The 14637-nt window shown below is 34.0% G+C and carries 14 protein-coding genes and 2 other annotated features; of the genes, 11 read left to right on the forward strand and 3 right to left on the reverse strand.

Features of this window, described 5'->3' with window-relative positions; genetic code table 11:
* The first annotated feature begins 67 nt into the window (after positions 1 to 67).
* Positions 68 to 279 (forward strand) — a binding site (T-box leader).
* Positions 280 to 384: 105 nt separating this feature from the next.
* The 3 genes from aspS (at position 385) to AC1DS7_RS20835 (ending at position 4510) form a co-directional block, all read left to right on the forward strand.
* Complete coding sequence (aspS, locus tag AC1DS7_RS20825; RefSeq protein WP_016102102.1) at positions 385 to 1683, forward strand: aspartate--tRNA(Asn) ligase; 1299 nt, start codon at positions 385 to 387, stop codon at positions 1681 to 1683.
* A 168-nt stretch (positions 1684 to 1851) separates the two neighbouring features.
* Positions 1852 to 2100: a binding site (T-box leader), on the forward strand.
* 117 nt (positions 2101 to 2217) lie between these two features.
* Positions 2218 to 3558: a sodium-dependent transporter gene (locus AC1DS7_RS20830; RefSeq protein ID WP_016102101.1), complete on the forward strand. Its 1341-nt coding sequence runs from the start codon at positions 2218 to 2220 to the stop codon at positions 3556 to 3558.
* 37 nt (positions 3559 to 3595) lie between these two features.
* Positions 3596 to 4510, forward strand: coding sequence for an alpha/beta fold hydrolase (locus AC1DS7_RS20835; protein WP_033715157.1), 915 nt, complete (start codon positions 3596 to 3598; stop codon positions 4508 to 4510).
* Between the two features lie 39 nt (positions 4511 to 4549).
* On the opposite strand, the gene AC1DS7_RS20840 is transcribed toward AC1DS7_RS20835, so the two are convergent.
* Together AC1DS7_RS20840 and AC1DS7_RS20845 are read right to left on the reverse strand one after the other, a co-directional pair.
* On the reverse strand, positions 4550 to 5125 hold the full coding sequence (locus AC1DS7_RS20840; protein WP_016102099.1) for a nucleotidyltransferase family protein: 576 nt from the start codon (positions 5123 to 5125) through the stop codon (positions 4550 to 4552).
* A gap of 24 nt (positions 5126 to 5149) precedes the next feature.
* Positions 5150 to 5947 (reverse strand): lipid II flippase family protein, encoded by a 798-nt coding sequence (locus tag AC1DS7_RS20845; RefSeq protein WP_016102098.1) that lies wholly within the window; start codon positions 5945 to 5947, stop codon positions 5150 to 5152.
* A 191-nt stretch (positions 5948 to 6138) separates the two neighbouring features.
* Here AC1DS7_RS20845 and AC1DS7_RS20850 point away from each other — a divergent pair, with 191 nt between their 5' ends.
* From AC1DS7_RS20850 to AC1DS7_RS20875, 6 genes are all read left to right on the forward strand, one after another.
* Positions 6139 to 6816, forward strand: coding sequence for an HAD family hydrolase (locus AC1DS7_RS20850; RefSeq protein ID WP_012260851.1), 678 nt, complete (start codon positions 6139 to 6141; stop codon positions 6814 to 6816).
* A 357-nt stretch (positions 6817 to 7173) separates the two neighbouring features.
* Entirely contained in the window at positions 7174 to 8613 is a 1440-nt protein-coding gene (locus AC1DS7_RS20855) for a GntP family permease (RefSeq protein ID WP_016102097.1), read from the forward strand.
* Positions 8614 to 8917: 304 nt separating this feature from the next.
* Positions 8918 to 10120, forward strand: coding sequence for an iron-containing alcohol dehydrogenase (locus tag AC1DS7_RS20860; RefSeq protein WP_002141613.1), 1203 nt, complete (start codon positions 8918 to 8920; stop codon positions 10118 to 10120).
* Positions 10121 to 10267: 147 nt separating this feature from the next.
* Positions 10268 to 10966, forward strand: a complete 699-nt coding sequence (locus AC1DS7_RS20865; RefSeq protein ID WP_476999178.1) for an aspartate/glutamate racemase family protein — start codon at positions 10268 to 10270, stop codon at positions 10964 to 10966.
* Between the two features lie 88 nt (positions 10967 to 11054).
* Entirely contained in the window at positions 11055 to 11528 is a 474-nt protein-coding gene (locus AC1DS7_RS20870; protein ID WP_002085895.1) for an SAM-dependent methyltransferase, read from the forward strand.
* Positions 11525 to 11965 (forward strand): GNAT family N-acetyltransferase, encoded by a 441-nt coding sequence (locus tag AC1DS7_RS20875; RefSeq protein WP_002085894.1) that lies wholly within the window; start codon positions 11525 to 11527, stop codon positions 11963 to 11965. The genes AC1DS7_RS20870 and AC1DS7_RS20875 overlap by 4 nt, the downstream gene beginning before the upstream one ends.
* Positions 11966 to 12020: 55 nt before the next feature.
* Here the strand turns inward: AC1DS7_RS20875 and AC1DS7_RS20880 are convergent, their stop codons facing one another.
* Entirely contained in the window at positions 12021 to 12548 is a 528-nt protein-coding gene (locus AC1DS7_RS20880; RefSeq protein ID WP_159146516.1) for an HAD-IIIA family hydrolase, read from the reverse strand.
* A gap of 171 nt (positions 12549 to 12719) precedes the next feature.
* Between AC1DS7_RS20880 and AC1DS7_RS20885 the strand changes: the two genes are divergently transcribed.
* Positions 12720 to 13430, forward strand: coding sequence for an ABC transporter ATP-binding protein (locus tag AC1DS7_RS20885; protein WP_002012603.1), 711 nt, complete (start codon positions 12720 to 12722; stop codon positions 13428 to 13430).
* Positions 13423 to 14622, forward strand: coding sequence for an ABC transporter permease (locus AC1DS7_RS20890; protein ID WP_476999179.1), 1200 nt, complete (start codon positions 13423 to 13425; stop codon positions 14620 to 14622). Before AC1DS7_RS20885 ends, AC1DS7_RS20890 begins: the two co-directional genes overlap by 8 nt.
* The last annotated feature ends 15 nt before the right edge of the window (positions 14623 to 14637 follow it).

Below are 14637 nucleotides of genomic sequence, written 5' to 3' on the forward strand. Positions count from 1 at the left end.
AAAATCAGAATATATTTTAAAAAAGCTTGCGTTTTATAAAATAAAGAGATAGAATACTCTGTAAATATAAAAAGTGATGATTAGGAAAAGTACATGATGTAAGGGTCTACAGAGAGCAATCGGTTGCTGGGAAGATTGCGATACCGCATGATGGAAAGACACCTGTGAGTGTTGCTTTGAACGTGATAATTAGTAAAAGCAAACGGTACCTACCGTTATCAGGGCTAAGATGGTCATTATGACAATTTGGGTGGTACCGCGGAAAAATCCGTCCCTATTTATAGGGGCGGATTTTTGTATTCTTTGAAAGGAGGTGAGTGACCGTGGATGATGACGATGACAACAATAATGTAAATAAAAATAAAACTATTGGAGGGAAATGTAATGGATCAAATAATGAAGCGTTCACTCACACGAGAATGTACGAAACATGGCGAGAAGGTTGTATTACTACAAGGATGGGTAAAAAAGATTCGTCATCTAGGAAATGTTAGCTTTTTATTATTAAGGGACCGAACGGGAGTTATTCAATGTGTATTAGAAAACGAGTTAGCTGGATATAGAGTTGATGTTGAAAGTATCGTCCAAATAATTGGAGAAATAGTAGAGACACCGAAAACAGAATTAGGTATTGAAGTACTTGCGCGTGAAGTGAAAGTATTAAATGGTGCAGAACCACTTCCATTTGAAATAAATAAAAAAAAGTTACAAGTTGGCCTAGATCAATTATTGAATGAGCGAGTATTATCGTTAAGGCATGAGCGAATCGCGGCGATATTTAAAGTGAAATCTATACTCGTTCAAAGTTTTAGTGAGTTTCTAATAGAGAACGATTTCACACGTATATTTACTCCGAAAATTGTCTCGCAAGGCGCAGAAGGAGGAGCGAATGTTTTTAAGCTTCCATATTTCCAAAAAGAAGCATATTTAGCTCAATCACCACAGTTTTATAAACAAATGATGGTAGCCGGAGGACTCGAACGTGTTTTTGAAATTGCTCCTGTGTACCGGGCTGAACATCATAACTCTTCAAGACATTTAAATGAATATATATCGTTAGATGTAGAACTTGGATTTATTCATGATTTTCATGAAGTAATGCAATTAGAAACGGATGTTTTACGATATATGTTTCAACAAGTAGCAAAAAACTGTGAAAAAGAATTACAACTACTACAAATAGAAGTACCTGTCATTACAGAAATTCCTAAAATCACATTGGCAGAAGCGCAAGAAATTTTGAAAATGAAGTATCGGAAAGAATCTCCTGAAGGGGATTTAGATACAGAAGGTGAAAAGTTACTAGGGAAATATGTGAAAGAAACATATAATAGTGAATTTGTATTCATTACACATTATCCGAAAGAAGCGAGACCGATGTATACGATACCGAATAAAGAAAATCCAACTATTACTGATTCATTCGATTTATTATATAAAGGATTAGAAATTACATCAGGTGCACAGCGAATTCATAACTATGATATGTTACTTGCTTCTTTTAAAGAAAAAGGATTACATCCAGAGAAATTTCAATCTTATTTAAATACATTCCGATACGGTTGTCCACCACATGGTGGTTTTGGGATAGGATTAGAAAGGGTTGTATATAAACTTTTAGAGTTAACAAATGTCCGAGAGGCGAGTGCTTTTCCGAGAGATTGTACACGTCTTATACCATAAAAAAGCATCTTCGCGATTATCGCGAAGATGCTTTTTTACTGTTCTTTTATTTTTACATTGAAAGTTTATAAAAATCCTTTTCGACAAAAAAATAATATATCCCTTGACAGTTATAAATATAACCGATATACTTCATATTAATTTCAAAAGAAAATATATTCTAAATATTAAAATGTGTTGAATAGGAGTAGTAAGGTCATGTATTTGTGCAGAGAGCTATGGGTTGGTGCGACATAGTCAAATGACATCCTGAACTCGCCTAGGAGCAGTAAGGTGGAACGGAATCACATTCTTAGTAAATCTTAACGGTTAACCTTCGATATTAGGTTTGTAATCAAACGATTACTACTAAGGTGGATTCATAATGGAATCAATAAGAGTGGTACCGCGTTAAGTGAATGGCTTAGCGTCTCTTTATATAAAGAGATGCTGGGCCATTTTTTATTTTATAGAAAAAGAAATGGAGGGTTTATTCGGATAGGTATATAAAATTTGTTTATTTATATAAAAGGATTTAATTAGGAGGAAAATAAGATGAAACAGACGGAGCAATGGACTTCGAAATTAGGTTTTATAATGGCAGCAGCAGGATCAGCAATTGGACTTGGCGCAATATGGAAGTTCCCTTATATTGCTGGAAAGAGCGGGGGAGGAGCATTCTTTTTAATCTTTATATTATTTACTGTATTAATTGGATTACCGCTACTTATAGCTGAATTTATGATTGGACGCAGTACACAAAAACAAGCAGTTGGAGCATTTAAGAGTATCGCACCAAATACAGGATGGCACTGGATTGGACGTCTTGGCGTTGGAACTTGTTTTATATTACTTTCATTTTATAGCGTTGTAGGTGGATGGGTTTTAATATATTTTTTCAGGGGAGTAACAGGACAACTTATTACTCCGGGACAAAATTACGGTTCGTTATTTACTGAAACAATTGGAAATCCGGTTTGGGCTATCACTGGACATTTCGCTTTTATGTTCATTACGATATGGGTTGTATCAAAAGGTGTACAAAATGGAATTGAAAAAGCAAGTAAATATATGCTACCAGCATTGTTCGTTTTATTTGTCGCTCTTATTATTCGTTCATTAACACTGGATAATGCGATGCAAGGCGTGAAGTTTTTCTTACAACCAGATTTCTCGAAGATTACTTCAGAAAGTATTTTATTCGCAATGGGCCAATCATTCTTTGCGATTAGTATAGGGATTTCGATTATGGTTACGTATAGCTCGTATTTAAATAAAAAAGAAAGTTTACCAAAATCAGCAATAACAATTGTTGGATTGAATTTATTCGTCTCTTTATTTGCAGGTCTTGCCATTTTTCCAGCAGTATTTTCGTTAGGCATGGAGCCGACAGAAGGGCCAGGCTTACTATTTATCGTATTACCATCTGTATTTAGTCAAATTCCATTCGGAGGATTGTTCTTGACTGTATTTCTTGCGCTATTTACATTTGCGACATTAACATCGGCATTTTCTCTACTAGAGACGGTAGTTTCAGCATTAGCAAATGGTGAACAAGAAAGAAGAGCTAAACTATCATGGATCATCGGGTTCTGCATTTTCCTAGCAGGTATACCATCTGCCTTATCATTTGGAGTATGGAGTGATATTACGATTTTTGGGAAGAATATTTTTGATGCAGTAGACTTCTTATCTAGTAATATATTAATGCCGCTGGGAGCATTATTTATTAGTATTTTCGTATCATTCAAGATGGAAAAGAAAGTGTTAGAAGCTGAATTTTTTGTAGGTGGAAATTACGGAAAGATAGTATTTACTATCTGGGCATTTTTACTTCGATTTGTAGCACCACTTGCGATAGTTATCGTATTTTTAAATGTAATAGGGATTATTTAAGTTTAAATGTTATAATATTCAGTAAAAAAAGAAGGTGATGATAATAAAAACAAATTTGATTGAAGTTGGGAAATATATGATCATTAGAGGAAAAAAGCTATACGTTGAAACACATGGAAGTCCTAAAAATAAACCAGTATTATTTTTACACGGTGGTCCAGGTGAAAGTTGTTATGATTTTTCATTTCATCAAGCAGAGCGATTAAAAGATTCCTTATATGTAATTATGATAGATCAAAGAGGCGTTTGTCGATCAGAAGGAATTACCGAAGAAGAAACTTTTGGACTATGTGATTTAATTGAAGACTGTGAAGAACTAAGAAAAGTATTACAAATTGAGAAATGGTCTGTAATTGGACATTCTTTCGGTGGATATTTAGCGTTGTTATATGCGTCGATGTATCCAAATTCAATAGAGAAAATAATATTTGAAGGTCCGACTTTCGATTTTGCATTAACAAGTAGGGCCTTACTACAAAAGACAGGAACTTTATTAAAAAAGTATGGAAAAGAATTAGTGGCAGAAGACTGCTTTGCTTATTCATCTAATAATGCTAGTTCAGAAGAGTTGTTAGAAGCTTATATAAGATTAAGTGCTGAATTAGAAGAAAAAAGAATGGAGATTTACAATTATAAAAAAGATGAGACAGACGATAGTTTATATAGTGATGAAGAGTGGGAAGTATTTTCAAATCGCTCCAAAATCCATTTTGATAGATTAAAATCAGAGGGAGCATGTCATACGTCATTATTATCTAAAATAAAAGATATACAAAATCCAATGTTATTAATTGTAGGAAAACATGATGTAGTAACGTGTGAAAAACAAATTGAAACATTTAATAAAGATGCTCAAAATGGGAAGCATATCATATTCGAAGAGAGTGGCCATACACCACATTATGAGGAAGCTGATCGATTTGCTGAAACAGTCATTCATTTTTTGAACTAAAAAAGAAAGAGCGCTTCGTATAATGCGAAGCGCTCTATTTTAAATTTCTGGATAAGTGATTGTAATATTAGGCCATTTACTTTGCCATTTCTTTTGATTAACTCTCTTGTTGTACATATGTATTCGTTCTTTCGTTTCAAGAAAATGAGGTGTAGGTTTCACTTGTAATGAAAGTACATCTTCTATTCCGCATGGGGATGTTAATATGACTTTGTTTTGTTCGTCCAAAGAAACACCAAGAGCGGTTGCTGTTTCAGGGAATTTAGAAATAGCATCAACAGAAGAAGAATATGGTGGCATGTTATTCACTACATGCATACGAGCTTGATTTTTAACCGACCAAGGTATAGAAGTATCCATATTTATCAATGTTTTCTCTACCGATTGTTCATATGTCTCATCTTTATGTAATGGATCAAAATAGATGACATCAACGTCCGGTGTAGCAGTTCTTACTTCGTAGTTATGCAAAGTATCCCAAAGTTTAGAACGAACAAACCCGGCGCAAATCCACCAATCAGGTAGCTCTAGTGATTTTGCTAGTTGTAATACGTTCATCATCCATTTGTCGTTTTCTATTAAGCGAATTATATCTTGCTCTGTTTGTATCTTCATTGATAAATTCACCTTTCTAGTAAATTAATGCATCAGTTCAATAATCCATAAAATCCAGTAAGCACCTGGTACGAACAACAGTTGTGCGAGTAAAGTACCGAGAAGTCTAGATATCATTAGCCAACCATACATTTTACTCATAGATTCAGCGCCATTTTCTGATTGTAAAGCACGTTCTGTCAAAAGTGCTATACGTGGATCGAGTAACACTGTTAATAAAATTGTAGCAAAACCATTCACAAGGCCAGAAGCTGTACTTGCATTTGTTGCGTAATCTGGATTTAGAAAAGAAGCATAAAGGGCAGAAAGAACACCTGCTGTATAAATTGCAGTAGCAAACATGTTAATAAGCATAATACGCTTTGGGATACCACCGATACGCAATCTATGAATCATTTCAAATCTTGGAAAGCGCACATATTTTTTTGTGTACTTTAATTTTTGAATGTTATTTGTTTTCATCATTCGAATGAAAGAACCATCTGTTTCAAAGTTTTGAATGACATATCCAAATAGTTTTGTCAAAGTTGGATAAAGAATAATCGCAAGTAATGTACCGATGGAAGCAGATAATAGTACAAGTCGTATAGTATGCTCTAAATTAATAGAAGCATCTCGTTTTGCGTCATCGACAATCCCGCCAATTAAAAAGGCTTGTAGTAAATTTGACGTTCTTGAAATAAGTAATACCATTCCTACGACAGATAAGGCAACGACAATCTTTTTTAAACGGACACCAGCTAATCGAATACTATAAGAGCTAGTTTCAACTGCGTGGATAACAATTGTGAAAGCCATTATAAAAATTAACGTAATTGACATGTGATTCACCAGTTTCTATTAAATTAAGTATAACTTTTTTACTTTATCATATCTTTTGTGATTTTGTAACTGAAAGTATAAGGGTTAGAAAAAGTAATTTTCTGAAAAGTTAGATGGTGATAGTATAGTAAAGGGGTAAGTAGGAGAATGGCCTTAATGGGGTACATATAAAATCAGTGGAGGAATTAAATATGTATACAACATTTCTATTTGATTTAGATGGAACATTAACTGATCCGAAAGAAGGGATAATCAATGCTGTTCTATACGTGTTAGAAAAAATGGGGATTGAAGAAGTGAATATAAGTGAGTTAGATTCATTTATCGGTCCACCAATGCAACAATCTTTTGCAGATAGATATAATATGAATGAAATAGAAGTAGAACGAGCGGTGTTTTACTTTCGGGAATATTTAAAGCAAAGTGGTTTATTAGAGAATAAAGTATACGATGGAATTGGAGCCCTATTGCAAGAATTAAAGGATGCTGGCAATCGTTTGTTTGTAGCAACTTCAAAGCCTACCGTATTTGCGAAACAAGTAATAGAGCACTTTCAGTTAACATCTTTTTTTGAAGAGATTGTTGGGAGTAATTTAGATGGGACAAGAATAAAAAAGGAAGAAATAATTGCTCATATTTTACAAACAAATGAAGAACTTCAAAAAGAAGAAATGGTGATGATTGGTGATAGAAAGCATGACGTAATCGGTGCGAACAGTAACGGAATTGCTTCAATAGGTGTATTGTATGGATATGGTAATGAGAATGAATTGAGCGATGCTGGGGCGATTCATATAGTGAAAGATGTCGAAGAGTTACAAAGATTTTGTATAGAGAATAGTACGATAAACTATAGAAATAGAACCTAGAAATCCCTTTATAACATATGACGATGAAATCGTTTTTGTTTAAAGGGATTTTACATATGTAATCGAATACTATAATTAGACAATTTTAGCATGAAAAATTTGTAATAAAGTAAAACTTTAATTAGTGGAAGTTTTGTCCATCCGGCACTGATTATCAGCCCTCACCAATCGGGCTGTTACGAGCAGTTGAAATCCCGCCTAGCTTCTGCACATTTGCTGAATTTTAAGGTGGGAGTCTTACTGACCGCAAATAGCGGGATAAAAAGAGGAGGAATGTCATGAAATAAAAGGGTTCGAAATACGAGTAACAGTTCGTTGTTAAAAGATTGAATTTTCAGTTTAAAAGGAGGGTTATAATTGGAGCTAGTTATTATTTTATTAGCACTTAGTTTACTCATGTTTGTAGCATATAAAGGATTTTCTGTAATATTATTCGCACCGATTTTTGCATTATTTGCGGTATTTTTGACAGAGCCTAGTTTTGTATTACCTTTCTTTTCAAATATTTTTATGGAGAAAATGGTAGGATTTATTAAATTATATTTCCCTGTGTTTTTACTTGGAGCAATATTTGGGAAAGTAGTAGAAATGTCAGGAATCGCTGATTCCATCGCAAAGACGATTGTAGAGTTAGTTGGAGAAAAACGTACAATTTTAGCGATTGTTTTAATGGGAGCTATTTTAACGTATAGCGGTGTTAGTGTGTATGTAGTGGTGTTCGCTATATTTCCGTTTGCGGCTAAGTTGTTTCGACAAGCGGATATTCCAAAGCGTTTAATCCCCGGCACAATCGTTCTTGGAGCAGTAACATTTACAATGGATGCGCTTCCTGGATCACCACAAATTCAAAATGTAATACCTACAACTTTTTTTAAAACTGATATTTATGCAGCACCGATACTTGGTATTTTAGGCGCAATTTTTGTTTTAACGTTAGGTTTACTATATTTAGAGAGTAGACGTAAGAAGGCAAAAGCCGCAGGAGAAGGGTATTTTGGTTTTAACGATGGAAATTCTGAAATGGCAGCATCTTTGCAATTAGAACAAAAAGATATGCCGATATTAAGCAGTATTGAAATTACAAGAGTACAGCAAGTAATTGCGTTTGTACCACTTATTTTAGTAGGTGTAATGAATAAAGTTTTCACAATCATGATACCAAAGTGGTATCCAGATGGTTTTGATTTCTCAGCTATTGGTATGAAATCATTTGGAAAAGTTGAATTAAGTGCGGTAGTTGGGATTTGGTCTGTAGAATTGGCACTTATTATAGGGATTTTATCAACGCTTTTATTATATTGGAAACGAGTAGTAACTGGATTTCAAGCTGGATTGAATACAAGTATTGGTGGAGCGCTACTTGCAACAATGAATACAGGCGCGGAGTTTGGATTTGGTGGTGTTATTGCAGCACTTCCAGGCTTTGCAATTATGAGAGATAGCATCTCTGCAACTTTCACGAATCCATTAGTAAATGGGGCAGTAACGACGAATATTTTAGCTGGAATTACAGGTTCAGCATCAGGCGGAATGGGAATTGTGTTAAGTGCGATGGGGGATAAATTTATTGCAGCGGCCAATCAATATGATATTCCATTAGAAGTTATGCACCGCATTGTATCAATGGCATCAGGCGGAATGGATACATTACCACATAATGGTGCAATTATTACTATTCTAACGGTAACAGGATTAACACATAAACAGTCATATAAAGATATATTTGCTATTACAATTTTGAAAACGATTGCTGTATTTGCAGTCATCGCATTCTATACTTTAACAGGGATCTATTAATACTAGTTAATATACGAAAAGAAAATATTTATTAGATTGATATTTTACATAATAAAATATTTATTGTAACTACTCAGTCACTCTATGAAAAATCGGCAGAAAAGTTTTTTAAGTTGGTCGAGAGAGGACCCGGCTATTTATAGGAGCGGTCAGGGCCTTTCCTGCCACGCACAAAGTTTTAAAACAAAGTATAGTTAATAAGGGGGCTTATTTTAACTGGAATAATAGACTTTATCAAACTTCTGAATGAAATGCATGGCTGAGTAGTTGCAAATATTTATTATAGATAGAAGGGGTGGAGTACTTGCAAGAAGTTGCTGAGTTTCGTATGCCGAAGTCTGTATTATATGGAAGAAATTCGTTTGAAAAACTAGGGGATCAATCAAGAAAGTTAGGGAAAAGGGCTTTTATTGTCAGTGATACAATTATGGAGAGTTTCGGTTATGTTGAAAGATGTGTGGATCACTTAAATGCGAAAGGGATTACTGTTATTACGTACAATGAAGTAAACACTGAGCCTACAAATTTACACGTATTGGAAGCGTTATCTATTTGTAAAGAAGGAAAATGCGATTTTATCATAGGTATTGGAGGAGGAAGCTGTATTGATGCTGCGAAAGCAGTAGCAGTGTTATATACAAATGGTGGAGAAATTGAAGATTACGTCCAAAAGGATATAGAAATAGAATACAATCCACTACCGCTAATCGCAATCCCTACGACTTCTGGTACTGGATCGGAAGTAACAAGTGTAGCAGTAATTACAAATAAAAAAACAGATGTGAAAATGATGATAAAACATCCAAGCTTTATCCCTCATGTTGCTATAATAGACCCGATTTTTACAAGTTCGGTACCACCTCATATTACTGCAGCAACGGGAGTAGATGCATTATGCCATGCAATTGAAGCTTATATTTCTAAAGTTTCACAACCTCTTACAGATGTTCTTGCTCTTTCAGCTATTGAAAGCATTATGAAATATTTACGTATCGCATATGAAGATGGAGATAATATGGAAGCAAGGGAAGCAATGATGATTGCTTCATTACAAGCTGGGATTGCTTTTTCAAATGCATCTGTTACATTAGTGCATGGTATGTCCCGTCCAGTGGGAGCATTATTCCATGTACCACATGGAATATCGAATGCAATACTATTACCTACAGTTTTAGAGTTTACAAAAATGAGTGCAATAAAAAGGTTAGCAGAAGTAGGACGTAGCTTAAACAAAGATTTGTATTCTCATTCTGATGAAGAAGTAGCGAACTACACGATTGCTGAAATTAAGAAACTTTGTTTTGATCTTCGTATTCCTAATTTAAGAGAATACGGAATTGACGAAGTTGAATTTGAAAATGCTATTTCTAAAATGGCGAAAGATGCAATTGCAAGTGGTAGCCCAGGAAATAATCCACGAGTTCCTTCTTATGATGAAATCAAACAGTTGTATCGAGAGTGTTTTAATTATCAATATGAAGATGCTATAAAAACATCAGGGCTTTAATTTCAGAATATTATAATAAAATTTCCTTGGAAATAGTTAAAACAAGACTTTATATTATAAATTTAAAGTCTTGTTTTATTGTGTATAATATACATAATAAAATATTGTTATTGGTTTTATAAAAATAGTTTAGGTAGGTGTTTTACTATGAAAACGATAGGTCTTATAGGTGGTATGAGTTGGGAATCAACTTCTGAATACTATCGAATTTTAAATGAAGAAATAAAAAGTAGATTAGGTGGATTACATTCAGCAAAATGTCTGATTAATAGTATGAATTTTGAAGAGATTGAACGATTCCAGTCTAGCGGAGATTGGGAGGGAGCAGGAGAAGTATTAGGGAATACGGCGTATTCATTGCAGAAAGGAGGAGCAGACTTTATAATCATTTGCACAAATACAATGCATAAAGTAGTTGAGAAAATAAAGGAGAATATTAACATTCCAGTATTACATATTGCGGATGCAACTGCAAAAGAAATAAATAGAAAAGGTATTCAATCGGTTGGTCTGCTTGGAACAAAATATACGATGGAGCAAGATTTCTATAAATCACGTATAGAAGAGAATGATATAAAAGTAATAGTACCATTAGGAAAAGATAGAGAAAAAATAAATGAAGTAATATACAAAGAATTATGTTTAGGAAAGATAACATCTCAATCTAGAGAGTATTATAAAAGAGTTATAGAAGAGTTAGTGCAAAAAGGGGCGCAAGGAATAATATTAGGGTGTACAGAAATAGGGTTATTAATAAAGCAGGAAGACATATCAGTTCCGATATTTGATACAACGCATATACATGCGATTGAAGCAGTCAATTTCGCTTTAGATAATAGATTGTAATTATATTATGTAAACTCAACTCATTTGTCTGGAAAACATTCAGAAAATATTTTATAATGTAAGTGGTTACATTTAAGGGGGAATGCGGATGTTTTCAGTTCAGCCAATCGCATTTGTACATAATGAAAGAAAGGAAATAAAAGATGATGAGTGGGGAGAAGTAAGATCCTATATTACTTTAACTGATATGTATACAGAGGAAAGTATACAAGGGATTGAAGATTTTTCTCATATTGAAGTTGTCTTTTATTTTCATAAAGTAACTGATGAACAAATTCAATATTTTGCTAGACATCCTAGAAATAATAATGATTATCCTAAAGTAGGCATTTTTGCACAGCGCGGGAAAAATCGTCCGAATCGCATAGGAGCTACAATTGTAAAGGTGATCAAAAGAGAAGGTAAATCAATTATTGTTGAGGGGTTAGATGCTATTGATGGCACCCCTATATTGGATATAAAGCCGATAATGAAAGAGTTTATGCCGAAAGAAGAAATTCTACAGCCTAAATGGGTAACGGATATTATGAAACAATATTGGAAGGGGAATAAAACAAAATGAGAATATATGAGGCAACAATTGCAGATTTAGATGGACTAGCATCTGTTTTTAATAACTATCGCGTATTTTATCGACAAGATTCCGATATTGAAGGAGCAAAAGTGTTTTTACGAAATCGAATCGAGAGAAAAGAATCCATTATTTTCGTGGCAGTTGAAGATGGAGAATATATCGGATTCACGCAACTATATCCATCATTTTCTTCTATTTCGATGAAAGAGTTATGGATTTTAAATGATCTGTTTGTACAAAAGGCGAAGCGCGGAGCCGGAACAGGTAAAAAATTGTTAGAAGCTGCAAAAGAATTTGCCTTAGAAAATGGCGCAAAAGGTGTGAAATTACAAACAGAGATTGATAATTTATCAGCTCAGCGATTATACGCTGAAAATGGATACTTGAGAGATAATCGTTATTTCCATTATGAATTAACTTTTTGAAATATATATAGTTAAATGAGACGTTTTCAATGTGAAGACGTCTCATTTAATTTTTTTATTGATGATTTAAAATCCAATTTGTAGCATCTTCAAAGTTTTCTGCGATGTAGTTTGGTTCAATATGTGCCCATTTATCTCGGAATGTATGTAAAGCATCATATCCAGCGCCAGTTTGAACTAATATAGTCGTTGCATTTACTTTTGCCCCAGCAACAATATCCGTCCAGCGATCACCGATTACAGCGCATTTTGTTAAATCAAGCCCATGTTTTTCCGCTGCTTGCAGGAGCATACCTGCGCTCGGTTTGCGGCATTCACATCCATCACCATGTCTATGAGGACAAAGGTAAATATCATCAAAACCAAACTCCTTTAATTCTCTCGTAAAATCATTCGCAGTTGCTTTTCCATCCGCGATACCTGGTTGATTCGTAAAAGAGAGTAGTTTAATATTTTGAGCTTTTAACTTTTGTAAAGATTCCTTTGTAAAAGGAAATAATGTGAAAGAACCTGGATAATGTATTGTAGTATCACCGCCAATTGTTCCGTCACGATCAATGAATATTGCTTCAATGTTTGTCATAGTTATAGTCCTTTCAATTTAAATTAAAATCTACAAACATTAAGTATTCTCTTGAAATATGCTTTTTCCTGCTACAGAAATAAATATATCAGAAGTGATATAATACTATATTAAGAGGGATATGTTATCATTTTCCTTGATTGTAATGTAAATGGAAAGAAGGTAAGTATTATGTTAGAGGTGAATATCCGCTCAGCCGGATATGAAATTGGTGAAAAGACAGTTCATGATATTGCATTTGCAATTGAAAAAGGAGAGTTAGTGGCTCTTATTGGTGCAAATGGCGCAGGAAAGAGTACGACAATTAAATCGATACTCGGTTTGCTTGTCAATATGGATGGTGAAATCTCGTTTGGTGAAAAGAAAAATCCATATGCATATGTACCGGAGCATCCCACTTATTATGATTATTTAACTTTATGGGAGCATATTGAATTGTTAATGGCTGCCCGTGGAAATGAAGAGGGAAATTGGGAGGACAAAGCAAGGGAATTATTACATACGTTTCGAATGGAAAAACATATACACGAATACATATCAAAATTTTCAAAAGGTATGAAACAAAAATCGATGTTAATATTAGCATTTTTAACAGAGCCAGATTTTTATATTATTGATGAGCCTTTTATCGGTTTAGATCCAGTAGCCACGAAAGACTTTTTGAATTATTTATATAAAGAAAAAGAGCGAGGAGCAGGTATATTACTTTGTACGCACGTGCTGGATACGGCTGAAAGAATTTGTGAAAGGTTTTTACTCATTTCGCAAGGTACATTAGTAGCAGATGGGCATTTAGAGGCGATCCAATCGTTAGCAGAAATGCCAGGAAGTACACTGTTAGATTGTTTCGATGCAATTGTAAGGCGGGAACAAAATGATTAAACAACAGTTTAATAAAAGGTTACGTCATGAATTGCAAAGAAAATGGAAAGCGATTCGTTCTGTAACAGATTGGACAGTAGCATTATATATTATTATTCCGGCACTTATATTTGCGGGGATCTATTATCGTTCACTATGGATGAAAGAATTATCGATGGAAGAGACCATTTATTTTGGGTTAGGTTTACTTGCGTTTTATTTTGTCACATTTTCAAGAGGAGTTCGCTCATTTTTTGAACAAGCAGATAGTTTATTTTTAATTTCATACCTAAATCATATGCGAAAATTAATGAAGCTTGGCATTATATATACGTTAATTCGGATTGCAATAACGAACGCAATTGTAGTGTTCATTATGCTGCCTATATTGATGAAAAGTATGGGAGCAACAATTATACAAATCGTACTGTTCTGGATGTTCTTTACTGTTTTTCGATTTATGCTATCGTTGTTGACGAGATTCATAAATGTACGTGTGGGGAAACGATGGGTTTTATTGATTATAAAAGATGTTATATTCTCTTTAAGTTTAGTCTATTTTGGAATCAGTGTATTTTTCATTTTTAAAAATCCATTGTATTTCATATTATTTACCGGCCTAGTAGCTGTACTTACTGTAGTCTTAGTAAAAGAAAAGATGAATTATAAAAAGTTCTTTTTTAAAGAAGTTGAGAAAGAAAAAGAAGAAAGTATGCGCTGGACTGTAGGGATTATGCAAGTTGGTGGTCATGCAGCTAAGCCAAGTAGTTCGAATAAAAAACCGTGGATGTTCCCTCGGTCTAAAAAGATATTAGGAAAAAATTCTGATTCGCGTATTGTAGAAGCTTTTTTAAAAGAATTTTTGCGTACAAGTAGTGCTTTAATGTTTTATGTTCAAATTGTATGTATAAGTACTGTAGGTATTATCGTGACTCCGCAGTGGATAACAGCTATTATTCTTGTATTTGCTATAGTTGCTATTTCTCGCTATGCGCGTGATTATTGGAATGAATTTACGAAGAAAATGTTTCTACATTTATATTGTGATGAAGGAGAATTACTATTATTAAGGTGGAAGGCGGATCGTTATTTGCTACTTCCAGTCGTATTCATATACGGGACGGTCATCCTTTCTCAGTTTTATTTATTACCAGCAGTAATTATTGGAGTTATTTTTATAGTATTCATTGGTTGGATTGTATTTTTACCATAGAAAAAGAGCCGGAAG

The sequence above is a fragment of the Bacillus sp. P4_E1 genome (genome assembly GCF_056401715.1).